Raw genomic sequence first — 15858 nt, 5'->3', positions numbered from 1 at the left:
CTTATTTAGTTCCCCATTTTTCCAAGGCTTGACGCAACGCGCCGGCCGGCACTTTTTCTAATTCAAAAGATTCTTGATTTTCACACCGTTCTAACGCTTCAAAAAACGCTTTTACACCCGCCCCCGGATTCTCTGGATGATCCATAATTCCGGTTCCCGCATTTAAAATAACATCATTTCCATAATCTTTTAAAGCCTGGGGAACAATACCCGGATGAATCCCCGCAGACGGCACCGGAAACACATTTCGCGATCGCAAAATATCCCTAATTTTACCTTCTTCTACCGCATCAAACGGTAAACTTCCATAGTGTGCCGGATAAAGCACCGCATCCGCCCCGCCATGCGCCATTAATGTTCCTAAAACCACCGAATAAGCCAACCCCGTATCCGGTGAAGCACACATCGCCCCCGCAAACGCCGGATGTGCAAAAATCGGCACATTAATATCCGAATCTGCTGCCAACGCTTCCAACACCGAAAACCCATAAGTTAGCACATTTAATAATAGAGCATTTGCGCCATTTTCAACTAAAATTTTAGCTTTTTTTATTAATTCTGTGGCCGAACCCGTGACATTCACCGCATACAAAACCGTTCGCCCGGTTTCTTGTTTAACCCGTTCCAAAATCGGATAACAAGCTTCTAACCGTTTTAACGTCGGGGCGACCTCCAAATCAGCCATAATTTCATCATCTTTAATAATATCCAACCCCGCCAAAGCAACCTGTTCTAAAATATTAGCATGATCGGTTGCAGACAACCCCAAAGCCGGCTTATAAATTGCCATAATTAAAGGGCGGTTATACACCTTTAAAAGTTTTCTAATTCCCCCGATTCCAAACCGGGGAAACTTGCCATAATTTTCATCCAAACGCAAGCCAACAACCTTACCAACCCCCGCCATTGAATACTTGCCAAAAATCATCGTTAGCAGGCTGGAAATATCATTTTCAACGTTAATTTCAGGAAAGCGAACCGTTGCAATACTCTCCCCCTTTTCCTCGGTTTTAATCTCGATCACTTCCCCCAAATGCGATCGCATAATTTCCTCTCGGTGACTGAACCTTGCATCCCAAGTTCCGGCCGTTTGTCCGATAGCAATAACCTTCCCTTGACGTTCGGCATCAACACCAGGCGGAAAACGATAATCTACTTCTATGGTCATTCTTTATTTTAGCACCAAATGAACTGATTTCCCCCCGTTCTCTAACAGATTGGGGGATTTTATTTTAACCCATAACTAACGAATTAGTTTGAGATTTTATGCGAATTTTTGTTTCCGTATATTCGGGAACCCAACCCTCTGTGGTGATAAAGTAACGCACGGCTTTAATGCGTTTTTTATCGGTTAAATGAAACCAATGTTCGCTTCCGGCTGGAACATTAATATATTCTTCGGATTGAATGGTTAATTCCATCTGAGAACCGTCGGGACAAACAAACCCAAACACCCCTTCGCCGTCAATAATGTAGCGGACTTCATCATCGGCGTGGGTGTGACAAGTTTCAAATTTTGCCATTAATGAATCGAGATTGGGAATATCAGGATGTAACACAATTAAATCCCGAGATTGATAACCATCGGTTTCTTTTAACTGTTCAAAATAATGCTCTAATTCCAGAAGCACCTGTTCTTTTTCCCCATCATTTAAAGCGGGTTTATTTAACAGGGCTTGGAATTCCGGGTGTTGTCTAACCGGCCAATAATTTAACCGCACATTCAACGGTTCTAAGCGGCGAGAAATCTCCTCAAGTTCGGTGTAAGTTGTTCCGTCTTCTAATTGTAAAATTGCCATCGTTTCTATCTTCCCTTACAAAACACATAAATAATAATTTAGCACTAAGGAACGGCAATGACATAAAATCGTTCTCTTACCGATGGTCCCCTAACTGTCACCTGCAAACGCCGACTCACGGGTAAACGTCCGATAAAGTCAAAATTGCCCTCAGCATCGGTCTCTATCGGTTGATCATTAATATACACCAAATCCATCGGATCGACCGTTCCCCGCAACTGTACCGTTTCTAAACCCAATCTGGTTAAACTTCTAACTTGCAGTTGAGATAGGGGCCGAATATTGGCGACGGGTGTTGGTTTTTCGGCGGGGTTAACGATAGCAACTTGACCTTTTTCTAGGCTGACTTCTTCGCCTGCGTTCACCACTCCGACTGTTCCTTGAATAGTGTGAATTGCTGTTTTTCCATCCGGGGAAACATTGACCCCAAATGTGGTTCCCCTGACTCCGATAATTGTCGCCGGTGTTTCGATTCTAAACGGAGAATTTGTGACGGAATTTAGGCGTTGATTTTGCGGAATTGTTTCGCTCCTAAAGGGCGCACTGACAAACCGAGAAATTGATAATCTCACTTGTCCTGCTGTCACCGATAAAACGCTGATTTGATTGGGATTAATTCCCGCTTCACCCGCAAGGTTTTTGACTTCAACGGTTGTATTTTCGGCAACTTCAACCAAACCAATATAACTATCAATTCGCAAATTAACAATGGTATCTTTACCCGTGCTAATTTGGTCGCCAACTCTTAAAATATCTCCGACTTGGGCGGCTTCTCCGTTGACAGTAACCGATTCTCCGTTAATTTCTTCTATCGTTAATCCGCGAGTTTCTAAGCGCTGAACGGTTTCTATGATCGGATTGGCAAAAGCGTTATCTAACCCAAACAAAGGAATACACAACGCCAACATTCCACCAGTTAACATTCTCAGTTTTTTGTGAGATAATTTATTCATCCTTAATCCTCAACACCATGCTTTTTAAATAGTATAGCAATCTTAAATGAGTCCTGTTGCATCAACTAAATTTTTGCCCCTGTAGGGGCGCTATTGCTTGCTGCCTAAATATAGCTGGTCTCCTCAATATAGCATCGTAAAAAGTAGTAGTAAAATCGAAATAATCGTGCAACCGTCTAGCTTGTTAGATTGCTGTCTGATGTTAACATAAGTTGGGGCGGGTTTTGTTAGATTGTTTGTTCTCACAGCAAAAACCAGGTTTCTCTGAAAAACCTGGTTTTTAATCCTTTGTGGGAAAACAGATATTATCTGGGCTGAACCCGCCTCTAAATTAGCGGGGCGGGTTTATATAAGTTATCTGTCGGAAGACATAAATTGATTCGGAACCCGCCCCCTACCTTGTCAAAATTGATCTGAGTTTAAAAAACACTTGAGAATGAAAAAATGAAGATTCAAAACCCCGATTTTTGGCCGGAAACCGCAGAAGCAGCTATCCCCATTCAAGAACAATTAAAATCTCTAGTTGTAACCACCGATAAACTCGAATCGATTCAATATGTCGCCGGAGTTGATGTCGGATTTTTAGACAATTATACCATTTCTCAGGCGGCGGTGGCGGTGTTGAGTTTTCCCGATTTACAACTGCAAGAACAAGCCATTACTCAGCGTCCAACCACCTTTCCTTATATTCCCGGTTTTTTATCGTTTCGGGAAGTTCCGGTGATTTTAGATGCCTTAGAAAAACTAACCATAACCCCGAATTTAATCATCTGCGATGGTCAAGGAATTGCCCATCCGAAACGCTTTGGTTTAGCCTGTCACTTGGGAGTATTAATTAATCTTCCCACCATTGGGGCGGCGAAATCAAGATTGATCGGAACCCATCAAGAATTACCCGCAGAAAAGGGAAGCTGGAAACCTCTAATAGATCGGGGAGAAGTCATCGGGGCGGTATTGCGATCGCGAACCAATGTCAAACCATTATACGTGTCTCCGGGTCATCGAATTAGCTTAGAAACTGCTATTAATTATGTATTGCAGTGTACGCCCAAATACCGTTTACCCGAAACCACCCGTTGGGCGGATTATTTAGCTTCAAAATCCAACGATAACCCATCAACTTAACCCCGAAAAATTAATCTAATTTTGAAGACGAAGAAGAATAGGGATTTGACTCAGGGGGAGCATTAACCGCATCCAATTCTCGCTGTAAAATCTCCTCATAAATTTTAGGTAAATAAGGAGTCATCACATTATCTTCAATCCCATAACCCAAACTCGTCCAAGTATCGGAAAGCGAACGTAAAACCTCACTGAGTTGACCGTCTCGTAAAGTTTGAGCGATATCCATCTCCCAAAATTCCACATCAATTAACCAACGGTAAACGACAATATCTTGATATTGAGCGTCAAAATTGTAAGATTGACGAAACCAAGATTGATCGGGTTCTTCGGGATGATAGCGATAAGCAATTCGTTCCCAAGTTTCGGTGAGGAGTTGATAGCGACCTGCGGCCGTCGTACAGCGCCCCTTATTCGGGCCAACAACAATCGTCACACAGCGATCGGGATGATGGCTCAAATCGGTAATATGACGCCCGCCATAGAGGACATGATAGGGCTTAGAAGAATTCGACTCGCTGGCGGAGATGGTTCGCATCAAAGCCCGCACGTAGGGATCGCCCCCTTCCATGATCAGAGGCGGCCAACGGCGATCGATATCTCGATTAATTTCTTCGAGAACAATATCAAGCTGATTCTCGGTATTTTCATCCGACTTCATTTCCGGCCAGTAGGCGACAATTCCGGTTAACACCAAACCGATCAAAATCAGGCGTTGGAGAAAACGGCCTCGGCCTCCGGTCCGTCGTTGACGGCGCTCTCTGAAAGGGAGGGCGGCCATCTTTTGGGATGAGGAAGACAAATCTTGAGGGTAGATAGGAGTTCCCGACTGTAAATTCAGCGGTTGAACTCGGTTTTTCGTTCTTCTTGTTCGACGCATCAAGCTTCAAACCACACTGGCGAACAACTGCTCAAAAGAAGGTTGGGTTCCTTCCGGCTTGGCAATGACCTCGACAATTTTATTACGGGCGCTCGGAATAGACAATGCTTCGACGCAAACTTCAGCCACTTTGGTGCGGGGAATACTGCCATCAAACAGGGTATCGGCCGACTTCATCACAATCGCATCTTGATTGTCTTCGTTTTTGAGACCTCCCGGACGAACAATGGTGTAAGTTAAACCACTTTGACGGATGTAGTCTTCTGCTTGCTTTTTCCAAACCAGAATCAACCAGAACAGATTGAGGGGATGAAAAAACTGGGAAACGCACAGCGAAGAAACCAAAACAAAATGTTCTATACCCTGCTGTTTTGCCACATCTACGAGATTTTTCGTACCTTCGTAGTCTATTTTATACGGCCCGGTCGGATCGAAGCTGGGACTGGCTCCAGTGGCGCATAATAACACCGTACTGTCGGCGATCGCGGTTTTTAAACTTTGGGGGTCGAGAACGTCTCCAGTAACCAATTCGGCCTCGCTTGGAAGAGTCTGTCGTCCCTTTTGTTGATCGCGAACTAAGGCTCGCACGGGAATATTGTGTTCGATCAGTTGTTTAACAATTCGGCGACCCGTTTGGCCGGTTGCACCCGCTACAAATGCTTTCATCATTCGTTATCCTGTTCGGTAGATGAATATGCTGAGTATAGAAGTTAAACTGTATCACGGTCAATTTCAAAAGATCAGTATTTTCATTGTAGCCATCAGACGTTAATAAGAGGCATTCTGGAGTTAGGCAGATCACATGGCAGGAGATCCCATGATGCACCAAAATTCGGTTAACCTACAATCGGCAACAATTTCTGAGGACTTTTTGAATGACGCTTTGAATTTTCCTCAAGCCGAATCAACGGATAGAGCGGGATTAGAGCAGGTTGAACCGACTTGGTTCTACACCCGTTTTGAGGACTGTATGGAAATGTATGCGGATCTAGACCGGGTTGCCGAATATCTCAGCAACCATAGCGGCTGGTTTTGTCGCTGTGCAGAACCCATGCAAACTCAGCCCATTGGAGAGAATGCTTATGACTTGTTAATTGGTCGTTTTGGCTCCTTTGGCTATCAGGTTGAGGCTCGAATTGGGTTAGAACTACTTCCGCCTGACGAACAGGGAGTTTATCGCATTCGCAGCGTTCCGGTTCCGGGCTACACTCCTCCGGGATATGAAATTGATTTTCAAGCCACGATGAAATTAGTTGAATTACCGATTGATCAATTTTGTCGAGAACACGGGATCAAACCCCAGCAACGTCCGGCTTACATTACCGGGGCGCAATGGACGTTAGACTTGTATGTTGGGGTGAAGTTTCCCAAGTTTATTCTCGCGATGTCTGAGTCTTTGATTCAAAAAACGGGCGATCGCCTTCTGGCCCAAATCGTTAAGCAGGTTTCCCGACGGTTAAGTTACAAAACTCAAATGGATTTTCATACAACGGAGAATCTTCCTTTTCTGACTCACCGAAAGCGCAAAAAAGACATGAGTTGAGACTCGGCGGGCGTCTCACGCAAGCAGGCCAAAGGTAGAAGGTTCTAGCGATCGCAAATTGTTCTTTAATTTTTCCTTCTCCCTTTGCCTTTTGCTCAAGATGATCCGCAGTTTCCGGATAAAATTTACATTTTGCTGATAATCCGCTGGAGAATTTCAACCCCGGTTAGGGCTTGCCAGGTAAATAAAGCCAGCAAGGTGACATTGAGAGCAATGTGAGTGTATCTGGCCCAATCAAATCCTTTTTGCATCCAGGGCGTTAAAGAGGCGGAAACGGCAATCATACCCGTCATTCCCAGCCCCGCCAGCAGGTGCGGGCCGACAAATAATTTATTGTTGTTGATATAGGTAACGGCCATTCCTCCGATCGTCCCCAACACCATAAATGCCAGTAGCGCAGACCCGACTTGATGGTGTTTGAGATTAAATTTACCTTTGATTAATTCTTTTTTGACCTCTCCTTCGGCGCTGCGAGTCCGGCGAATTTGAATCCCGAGATACAGCGCATAAACGGTAAGAGCCAGCAAAATAAACATTAAAACGGGATGGAAAAAGTTGAGCCAAGGTTTAACAGACTCGGGTATCGGCAACTCCATAGTGTTCTCCGGTTCGGTTCAGAAACTTCATAAAACTTAGCATAACAGCTTTTACAGTTTACTGATAACTGGTCACTGTTGACTGATAACTGTATATTAAATTGCGTCACCCTCCTTTTGGGGAGGGTATTTGTGCAGTCGGTCTTTACCGAGTAGGATGAGAGACATTCTTGAAGCTCTAAGACAAGCGCAAGCTAAGGTCTTAGATTCTGGGAGATAGCCCGAGAAGGTAACGCTTCAATACCTCACGAGTTCGGTAGCGTTTAACACTTCCGAGTGCTTCACAAGCTCGGATTATCTGTAGCCTCTGGAATCTCAGAGGGTTGGTTAAAGCAAAGACACGCGATACCGAATCAGGGAAGTGACCATTACTTGGATTTTCAAGGGTTATACCAATGCAAAAAGAAAATCAAAGAGTCCCAGTAATTTCACCGTCAGGCATACCGTTGATGCCAACAATTCCATCGCGGGCCAGACGGTGGGTGAGAGACGGAAAAGCCAAGCCCTTCTGGAATGATTTGGGAATTTGGGGCGTTCAATTATTGATTGAACCTTCAGATTTTCAAACTCAAGATGTAGTGGTTGGTTGCGATTTGGGTAAACGATATTCGGGTACGGCTAAAACCCGAGGATACATCTGGAAGGGAAGTGTTCAAATAACCCCGGCAATTTTCAAGGTGATTTCTAAACCGAGGATTACCCGCCGCCGATTGCATGATGCCATACCAGCAAAGGGGGGAGTTCGGGAGCGTTACGGGGGTTCGACTACACCATTTAAAGCCCGAAAAGGAGATTTGATTGAGTACACAACAAAATCGAACGGGAAGGAAAAAAAAGTGACAGGTTACTGTTCAGGTTATACAGGTAAAAAACTGTCTTTAAGTGATGCTAATTGGTCTAGATTGGGTCGATTTGCTAATTCTAAATGCCGAATCATCAAACGCAACACGGGCTTGGTCGTTTCGGGGGGATTGACCCCCGCTCAACTACCCTCCTATCCCCCATACGACCAAGCCATAGGCTATGGTCGCAGTACCTCGGAGGTTTAAGATGGGTTCTACAACACAAGACAGTACATTAATTCGAGCCGTTAAGACGGGAAACCTGATTCATACTCGCGCCCTACTCGCCAAAGGGGTTAACGCCAATGTTAAAGATCAAGATGGGGTTACGGTTCTGATGCTGGCGGCTCGTCAGGGTTACACCGACATCGTACAAATTTTATTAGAAAAAGGAGCATCTGTTAATTACACCAGCAAACGCTACGGTTTAACGGCGTTAATGTTGGCGGTTGCTCACGGTCAACTGGAGACAATCGAGTTATTGTTAGCACATGGGGCGAATGTCAATGCGACCAACCCCAACGGGACTACAGCGCTGATGGTGGCTTGTTTAAAGGGAAATGCGGACGTCATCCGGTTGCTGTTAGGTGCGGGGGCTGATGTTCATCAGCCGGACCACGAACAACAAACCGCTTTTTCTCTGGCGTTGTCGGGTAGCCATTGGGAGAGTATTAAAATTCTCCTCGAAAACGGAGTCGGGACTCAAGAATTTGTTTCGGGTTTGTTAACCGAAGCCATCCAACAGCGCAATCTTAAACTGATTCAAGCGATCGCCGAAGCGAGGATGGATCTCAACTTTCCGAATGCTGAAGGTGAAACGCCTTTAATGCAAGCGGTAGACTTAAATTATCCCGAGATTATCAATACTTTAATTCAACTCGGCGCCGATGTCAACGCCACCACAGATGAGGGTTTCACCGCTTTGATGGCGGCTGCGGCTTGTGGAAATTTGGCGATCGCCTCCGGTCTTCTTGATGGGGGGGCCGACATCGCGGCTACCGATAACGATGGCGAAACCGCTTTACACCTGGCGGTTGTGGAAGGACATCAGGCGATGGTTGAACTTCTCCTCAGTCGGGGGGCCGATGTTAATGTTGCCAACAACTTGGGGGATACGCCGGTGATGGTGGCTTTATTGCAGGGTTATCGCTCTATTTGTGCTTCTCTTTTACAACGGCTTTCCCCCGAAAACCTCTCCTCTCTGCTGACGGCTGAAATTTTCGGGGAAACGGCTTTAACCCTGGCGACGCTGCACAACGATCTTGATACGGTGAAGATGTTATTAAAGGGGGGAGCGGATGTTAATGTTGCGGTTGATGGGGGAAAAACGGCGCTGATGAAAGCCGCAGAACGGGGATATACTGAGGTTTTGCGGGAGTTAGTCGCCTCGGGAGCGCTGGTTAATCAGCTTGATGAGGTGGGGGCGACGGCGTTGATGTGGGCGGCTCACCGGGGGCATTTGAAGGCGGTAGGGGCTTTAATTGAGGCGGGCGCCGAGGTGAATTTGAAAAATCAAGGCGGATGTACGGCTTTGATGTTAGCAGAATTTCAGGGGTATAAAGCAATCGCCAAACAGCTTAGAAATGCCTTGGCTAAAGACTAAGTTTTGTGGGTTTAAGGATGAATTTTGGTATAGTATGCGGATTTTTACAGAAGTTGAGGTGTCAAATAAACAGAGGAAATCCGTAAATCTCCCGAGGGCATTTCACCGGGAGCTAGGTTATTAATAGATTAGGACTCAAAAAGGCAACCTAAACCCTTTTTAGGTGTTTATGAAGCACTCCTGTGGTAGATCATTGAGTCGTATAGGATTGGCACTTTCCGATGGTGGCTGGGTGAAAGTGTCAACCTATTTATTTATTGATGACTGCCGAGAGTGATTAAGGGTGAAATCTTAAAATGAGTAGTTTCCAAGGGTGTATCTACCTTCAATTTGACTCTTGGAGACTTTTCAATGATGGCAATTTTTTCTAGATTTGTTGATTTCAAATCCCAATAAATATTCGCGTTTGGCTACAAACTCGCAGGTATCAAAAAGATTTTGATCGCCTTATAGTTTGCCGTGTTTATACGGTTTTTTCTCGAATAAGATTACTATAAAAATTGGCTAAAAAATTAGCCTGAACTGATAACTCCGGGGACGTATCTACCAATACAAACCCTCTTGGAGTATCAACAATGTTCTCTACATTTTGTGTTGATAAAGTTGCCGATTTTAGCGACAATTTTCACCCGGGAACGCTGGTTTTTATCGATGCAACTTTAGAATCTTATCACGATTTAGTTAACGGAGTCAATCCCAATACAACTGTTATTGTTATTGACTCTGAAAAAGATGGTATTGAACAAATTACAGAAGCCTTAAAAACCTATAAACGCCAGTATAAAACCGAAATTGATGCCGTACATATTTTATCTCACGGTCATCCCGGTTGTTTGTTACTCGGTAATATCGAACTGAAACTCGAAACCGTAACTCTCTATCAAAATCAGTTAAAAGATTGGAAAGTTTATCTGTCTAAAGATGCCAATATTTTACTCTACGGCTGTCAAGTTGCGGCGGGTATTGGTTCAGTTTTTGTACAACACCTCAGTCAAATTATTGGGGTTAATATTGCGGCTTCAACAGATATTGTTGGAAATTCCAAGCAAGGCGGAAACTGGAATTTAAACTATCAAACCGGAGAAATTCATGCACTTTTACCGATTAACTCTGATATTCTAACCGCTTATCAGGGAATTTTAGCAACAGTTCTCACCGTTAGCAATATTAATGATAGCGGAACGGGTTCATTAAGGGAAGCAATTTCTCTCGCTCAACCCGGAGATATTATTCAATTTGACCCGAGTTTAGCCAATCAAAAAATTACGTTAACTGGCGGTGAATTGGTCATCAATAAAAACCTAATCATCGATGGGGGGAACGCTCCCGGTTTAACGGTAAGTGGAAACAATACCTCTCGGGTTTTTTATCAGCTTCGAGATACCACATTTACCCTAAAAAACCTAACAATTGTTGACGGTTATGCAAATAATTCCAATGAAACCTTTGGCGATAAAGGCGGCGGAGTTTTTGCGGATATCCGCACCAATCTTATCATTGAAAACGTTGATTTTGACAATAATAAAGCCGGAGAAGGGGGCGCGTTAACCGTTTATCACTTTAGCAAAGCCGTTGTTATAAATAGTCGTTTTACCAATAACGATGGAACTCTAACTAAGAGTGAACAGGGAGGGGGAGGTATTCATGTTCGAGATGTAGAATTTACCGTAGAAGACAGTATTTTTGAGAACAATAAAGGAATAAATGGTGCTGGAATTAACAGTTTAGCCAGTTGGTTAACCGTCAAAAATTCTCAATTTATTAATAATGATACTACAGCGGGAGGCCCTATTGGTCCTCACACAATGGGTTATGGCGGGGGTATCTATACTGATGGTTTAAAAGTCACCTATCCCGACGGAACTCAAACAGGTGGTACGGCTTTAATTCAAAATAGTTATTTTCGGGGAAATATTGCGGCGGGTAACGGTGGCGGTGCATTTTTATTTGGTTATGATAATGACGAAATTTTGATTGAAAATAGCCGTTTTTCTCAAAATACAGTTATCGCAGATAGTCAAGGAGTCGCTAATGGGGGTGGACTGAGAACGGGTAATGTTGCTTTAGCTACGATTAAAAATACCACATTTGATAATAACTTAGGTTTTAGCGGAGGTGGTGTTTGGGTAGATGCTAAATCAACTCAATCTAACATTATTAATAGCACGTTTTCTGGAAACAAAGCGGAAAATCTCGCGGGAGACGCTTATGGGGGTGCAATAACTATTCAGTCGCCTACTAATATTACCAATACGACCATTGCGAACAATACCTCTCAAACAATAGGCGGGGGAATTTTTAGTTGGGACCCGGATAATTTGATTCCAATCACCGTTAGTAATACTATTTTTGTCGATAATTTTGCTAACGGAAATGATTTTACTCATCATAGCAACCGTCAATTAATTGACGGGGGAAATAACTTACAATTTCCGGGTTTAACGACCCATCCAAAATCGGAATTTGTTACACCAAACATTCTAGTTGCCGACCCAAAATTAGGTGCATTGCAAGAAATTAATGGAATGTGGGTTCATCCTTTGTTAACAGGAAGTCCGGCGATAGATGCAGGAACAAATACAACTGCATCGACAACAGACCAACTCGGACAAACTCGTCCGTTAGATGGGGATAATAACGGTATAGCAACTGTTGATATTGGGTCTTATGAATATCTATTTCCCACTCCCGAAATATCCGTTATTCAAAATACGACTAATATAATAGACAACAGTTCTTTTGACTTCGGAACTACAACGGTTGGAACTTCTGTTAGCAAAATATTTACTATCGAAAATAACGGAACTGCTGACTTAAACGTTTCCGACTTACAACTTCCAACGGGGTTAACTTTAGGGGGAACTTTCCCAACCGTTATCGCTGCGGGTTCTCAAGGAACCTTTGAAGTTCAACTCAATACAACTGTCGCGAATACTTTTAACGGAGAACTTTCTTTTGTAACCAACGACACCGATGAAAACCCGTTTAACTTCTCAATTTCTGCGGTAGTTTCTCCCGTCCCGGTTCCCGAAATTAGTGTTATTCAAAATACGACTAATATTGCTGACAATACCGGAACTTTTGACTTCGGAACTACAACGGTTGGAACCGATGTTAGCAAAATATTTACTATCGAAAATACCGGAACTGCTGACTTAACCGTTTCCGACTTAACACTTACAACCGGGTTAACTTTAGGGGGAACTTTCCCAACCGTTATCGCTGCGGGTTCTCAAGGAACCTTTGAAGTTCAACTCAATACAACTGTCGCGAATACTTTTAACGGAGAACTTTCTTTTGTAACCAACGACACCGATGAAAACCCGTTTAACTTCTCAATTTCTGCGGTAGTTTCTCCCGTCCCGGTTCCCGAAATTAGTGTTATTCAAAATACGACTAATATTGCTGACAATACCGGAACTTTTGACTTCGGAACTACAACGGTTGGAACCGATGTTAGCAAAATATTTACTATTGAAAATAGCGGAACTGCTGACTTAACCGTTTCCGACTTAACACTTCCAACGGGGTTAACTTTAGTGGGAACTTTCCCAACCGTTATCACTGCGGGTTCTCAAGGAACCTTTGAAGTTCAACTCAATACAACTACTGCTAATAATTTCACAGGAGAACTTTCTTTTGTAACGAACGACACGGATGAAAACCCGTTTAACTTCTCAATTTATGCGGTAGTTTCTCCCGTCCCGGTTCCCGAAATAGAAGTTATTCAAAATGCGACTAATATTGCTGACAATACCGGAACTTTTGACTTCGGAACTTCTACGGTTGGAACCGAAGTTATCGAAAGTTTCACTATCGAAAATACCGGAACTGCTGACTTAACTCTTTCTAACTTACAACTTCCAACGGGGTTAACTTTAGGGGGAACTTTCCCAACCGTTATCGCTGCGGGTTCTCAAGGAACTTTTGAAGTTCAACTCGATACAACTGCTGCGAAGACTTTAACGGGAGAACTTTATTTTGTAAGTAACGATAGCGATGAAAACCCGTTTAACTTTGCGGTTTCGGGTGAAGTGACAACCGAACCGGTTCCCGAAATATCCGTTGTTCAAAATGCGACTAATATAATAGATAACACCTCGTTTGACTTCGGAACTTCTACGGTTGGAACCGATGTTAGCAAAATATTTACTATTGAAAATAGCGGAACTGCTGACTTAACCGTTTCCGACTTAACACTTCCAACGGGGTTAACTTTAGTGGGAACTTTCCCAACCGTTATCACTGCGGGTTCTCAAGGAACCTTTGAAGTTAAACTCGATACAACTGTCGCGAATACTTTAACCGGAGAACTTTCTTTTATAACGAACGACACGGATGAAAACCCGTTTAACTTTGCGGTTTCGGGTGAAGTGACAACCAACCCGGTTCCCGAAATAGAAGTTATTCAAAATACGACTAATATTGCTGACAATACCGGAACTTTTGACTTCGGAACTTCTACCGTTGGAACCGAAGTTATCGAAAGTTTCACTATCGAAAATACCGGAACTGCTGACTTAACGCTTTCTAACTTACAACTTCCAACGGGGTTAACTTTAGCGGGAACTTTCCCAACCGTTATCGCTGCGGGTTCTCAAGGAACCTTTGAAGTTCAACTCAATACAACTATCGCAAATAGTTTCAACGGAGAACTTTCTTTTGTAACCAACGACACGGATGAAAACCCGTTTAACTTCTCAATTTCTGCGGTAGTTTCTCCCGTCCCGGTTCCCGAAATTAGTGTTTTCGATAACACGACTAATATAATAGACAACAGTTCTTTTGACTTCGGAACTTCTACCGTTGGAACTTCTGTTAGCAAAATATTTACTATTGAAAATAGCGGAACTGCTGACTTAACCGTTTCCGACTTAACACTTCCGACGGGGTTAACTTTAGTGGGAACTTTCCCAACCGTTATCACTGCGGGTTCTCAAGGAACTTTTGAAGTTCAACTCGATACAACTGTCGCGAATACTTTCAACGGAGAACTTTCTTTTATAACTAACGATAGCGATGAAAACCCGTTTAATTTCTCAATTTCTGGTGTAGTTAACTCAGAACCCGAACCGACTCCCACACCTCAACCAACACCCGAACCTCAACCAACACCCGAACCTCAACCAACACCCGAACCTCAACCAACACCCGAACCCACACCTGAACCGACACCCGAACCAACACCCGAACCAACACCCGAACCTCAACCAACACCCGAACCTCAACCAACACCCGAACCTCAACCAACACCTCAACCGACTCCCACACCCACACCCACACCCGAACCTCAACCGACTCCCACACCCACACCCGAACCTCAACCGACTCCCACACCCACACCCACACCCGAACCTCAACCGACACCCGAACCTCAACCAACACCTGACGACATTTTTATTGACTGGGAATGTCGAACCATTCCAGAAATTACACCTAACCCAAACTCCGTTATTCAAACTATCAATACTTCTGAGACTGAACCAACTTTAGGAACAGTTGAAAATGACGAAATTCTTGGAAATTCCAACAATAACACCCTGTTTGGACTGGGGGGAGATGACAATATTTATGGTCAAGATAGCGATGATTTAACTTTTGGAAATGAAGGAAACGACCACATCGATACAGGTTTGGGAAATGATAGTATTTATGGCGGGAAAAATAACGATGCGGTTTGGGGTCAAGAAGGAAATGATATGATTTGGGGGAATTTAGATTCAGATTCTCTCATCGGAAGTTCGGGAAATGATAGTATTTATGGCGGTCAAGAAAACGATTATCTTTGGGGAGGAAAAGGAGAAGATTGGCTGTTTGGTGATATCGGAAATGATGTCGTTAGCGGGGGTGATGGAAATGATAATTTGTTTGGAAATCAAGGAAATGATGAATTATTTGGAAACTCGGGAAATGATACCATTTTTGCTGGTAAAGATAATGATAGCATCTGTGGAGGCAACGATCAAGATTTAATTTTTGGAAATTTGGGTGCGGATTTAATTCGGGGTTCTGATGGAAATGATAGTTTATATGGAGGTCAAGAAAATGATACGTTAATTGGGGGAAATGGTCGAGATTTAATTAGTGGTGATTTGGGGAACGATTTGTTAATTGGGGGTGAAGGAGAAGATACATTTTTAATAAGTTCAACTACCGGAAAGGATACCATTGCTGATTTTGTTGTCGGTCAAGATAAAATTGCACTCGCAGGTGATTTAACCTTCGACCAACTGAGTCTAAATTTCATAGAAAACTCCACTGTTATTACTCTTGAAAGTACCGGAGAGGAGTTAGCAACATTAACCGGAATTTTACCCACTCAAATCAGTTCCAGTGATTTTGTTCAATTTGGCTTATAATTCTGAAAGTCTTCTAGAATTCATCAAAATATTTCATCCAACGGTGTATCTACTTAAAACTTTTGAAAAACGAATTTATAGGAATTTAATCAATAAAAATTGATGAATTTCATCTCCGGAAAATACTTGAAATCACTAGAAAAATAAAATAGAAGCTAGAG

The 15858-nt window shown here is 43.3% G+C and carries 11 protein-coding genes; 5 read left to right on the top strand and 6 right to left on the bottom strand.

Translation table 11 applies throughout. The features are described 5' to 3' along the window. Position 1: 1 nt before the first annotated feature. The 3 genes from ACL6C3_RS31175 to ACL6C3_RS31165 form a co-directional block, all read right to left on the bottom strand. Positions 2–1168, bottom strand: coding sequence for a 2,3-diketo-5-methylthiopentyl-1-phosphate enolase (locus ACL6C3_RS31175; protein ID WP_413164085.1), 1167 nt, complete (start codon positions 1166–1168; stop codon positions 2–4). A 64-nt stretch (positions 1169–1232) separates the two neighbouring features. Further along, positions 1233–1799: a 1,2-dihydroxy-3-keto-5-methylthiopentene dioxygenase gene (locus ACL6C3_RS31170; RefSeq protein WP_413164083.1), complete on the bottom strand. Its 567-nt coding sequence runs from the start codon at positions 1797–1799 to the stop codon at positions 1233–1235. A 44-nt stretch (positions 1800–1843) separates the two neighbouring features. Then, complete coding sequence (locus ACL6C3_RS31165; protein WP_413164081.1) at positions 1844–2752, bottom strand: FecR domain-containing protein; 909 nt, start codon at positions 2750–2752, stop codon at positions 1844–1846. A gap of 444 nt (positions 2753–3196) precedes the next feature. On the opposite strand from ACL6C3_RS31165, the gene nfi reads away from it, so the two are divergent. After that, positions 3197–3877 (top strand): deoxyribonuclease V, encoded by a 681-nt coding sequence (nfi, locus tag ACL6C3_RS31160; protein WP_413164079.1) that lies wholly within the window; start codon positions 3197–3199, stop codon positions 3875–3877. Positions 3878–3887: 10 nt separating this feature from the next. On the opposite strand, the gene ACL6C3_RS31155 is transcribed toward nfi, so the two are convergent. Together ACL6C3_RS31155 and ACL6C3_RS31150 are read right to left on the bottom strand one after the other, a co-directional pair. Beyond that, entirely contained in the window at positions 3888–4754 is an 867-nt protein-coding gene (locus ACL6C3_RS31155; RefSeq protein WP_413164077.1) for a glycoside hydrolase, read from the bottom strand. A 6-nt stretch (positions 4755–4760) separates the two neighbouring features. Further along, on the bottom strand, positions 4761–5420 hold the full coding sequence (locus tag ACL6C3_RS31150) for an SDR family oxidoreductase (protein WP_413168452.1): 660 nt from the start codon (positions 5418–5420) through the stop codon (positions 4761–4763). Between the two features lie 136 nt (positions 5421–5556). On the opposite strand from ACL6C3_RS31150, the gene ACL6C3_RS31145 reads away from it, so the two are divergent. Further along, positions 5557–6297, top strand: a complete 741-nt coding sequence (locus ACL6C3_RS31145) for a DUF1997 domain-containing protein (protein ID WP_413164076.1) — start codon at positions 5557–5559, stop codon at positions 6295–6297. Between the two features lie 125 nt (positions 6298–6422). Here the strand turns inward: ACL6C3_RS31145 and ACL6C3_RS31140 are convergent, their stop codons facing one another. Beyond that, positions 6423–6893 carry a DUF4079 domain-containing protein gene (locus ACL6C3_RS31140; RefSeq protein ID WP_413164074.1) on the bottom strand — a complete coding sequence of 157 codons (471 nt, stop codon included), beginning with the start codon at positions 6891–6893 and terminating at the stop codon, positions 6423–6425. A gap of 449 nt (positions 6894–7342) precedes the next feature. On the opposite strand from ACL6C3_RS31140, the gene ACL6C3_RS31135 reads away from it, so the two are divergent. The 3 genes from ACL6C3_RS31135 (at position 7343) to ACL6C3_RS31125 (ending at position 15697) form a co-directional block, all read left to right on the top strand. Then, complete coding sequence (locus ACL6C3_RS31135; RefSeq protein ID WP_413164073.1) at positions 7343–7942, top strand: RRXRR domain-containing protein; 600 nt, start codon at positions 7343–7345, stop codon at positions 7940–7942. Position 7943: 1 nt separating this feature from the next. Beyond that, positions 7944–9338, top strand: coding sequence for an ankyrin repeat domain-containing protein (locus tag ACL6C3_RS31130; RefSeq protein WP_413164072.1), 1395 nt, complete (start codon positions 7944–7946; stop codon positions 9336–9338). 575 nt (positions 9339–9913) lie between these two features. Beyond that, positions 9914–15697 carry a choice-of-anchor D domain-containing protein gene (locus tag ACL6C3_RS31125; RefSeq protein WP_413164070.1) on the top strand — a complete coding sequence of 1928 codons (5784 nt, stop codon included), beginning with the start codon at positions 9914–9916 and terminating at the stop codon, positions 15695–15697. The last annotated feature ends 161 nt before the right edge of the window (positions 15698–15858 follow it).

This window comes from Capilliphycus salinus ALCB114379 (assembly GCF_047276495.1).
In the GTDB taxonomy this organism is placed as follows: domain Bacteria; phylum Cyanobacteriota; class Cyanobacteriia; order Cyanobacteriales; family Microcoleaceae; genus Capilliphycus; species Capilliphycus salinus.
The sequence above is the reverse complement of the archived record's forward strand: the minus strand, read 5'-3'. Positions and strand labels throughout refer to the sequence as shown.

Excerpts from the sequence above, each read along its gene's own strand:
- ACL6C3_RS31140 (WP_413164074.1), bottom strand. The coding sequence starts at position 6,893 with ATGGAGTTGCCGATACCCGAGTCTGTTAAACCTTGGCTCAACTTTTTC.
- ACL6C3_RS31125 (WP_413164070.1), top strand. The coding sequence starts at position 9,914 with ATGTTCTCTACATTTTGTGTTGATAAAGTTGCCGATTTTAGCGACAAT.
- ACL6C3_RS31135 (WP_413164073.1), top strand. The coding sequence starts at position 7,343 with ATGCCAACAATTCCATCGCGGGCCAGACGGTGGGTGAGAGACGGAAAA.
- ACL6C3_RS31150 (WP_413168452.1), bottom strand. The coding sequence starts at position 5,420 with ATGAAAGCATTTGTAGCGGGTGCAACCGGCCAAACGGGTCGCCGAATT.
- ACL6C3_RS31170 (WP_413164083.1), bottom strand. The coding sequence starts at position 1,799 with ATGGCAATTTTACAATTAGAAGACGGAACAACTTACACCGAACTTGAG.
- ACL6C3_RS31175 (WP_413164085.1), bottom strand. The coding sequence starts at position 1,168 with ATGACCATAGAAGTAGATTATCGTTTTCCGCCTGGTGTTGATGCCGAA.
- ACL6C3_RS31155 (WP_413164077.1), bottom strand. The coding sequence starts at position 4,754 with ATGCGTCGAACAAGAAGAACGAAAAACCGAGTTCAACCGCTGAATTTA.
- ACL6C3_RS31130 (WP_413164072.1), top strand. The coding sequence starts at position 7,944 with ATGGGTTCTACAACACAAGACAGTACATTAATTCGAGCCGTTAAGACG.
- ACL6C3_RS31145 (WP_413164076.1), top strand. The coding sequence starts at position 5,557 with ATGGCAGGAGATCCCATGATGCACCAAAATTCGGTTAACCTACAATCG.
- ACL6C3_RS31165 (WP_413164081.1), bottom strand. The coding sequence starts at position 2,752 with ATGAATAAATTATCTCACAAAAAACTGAGAATGTTAACTGGTGGAATG.
- nfi (WP_413164079.1), top strand. The coding sequence starts at position 3,197 with ATGAAGATTCAAAACCCCGATTTTTGGCCGGAAACCGCAGAAGCAGCT.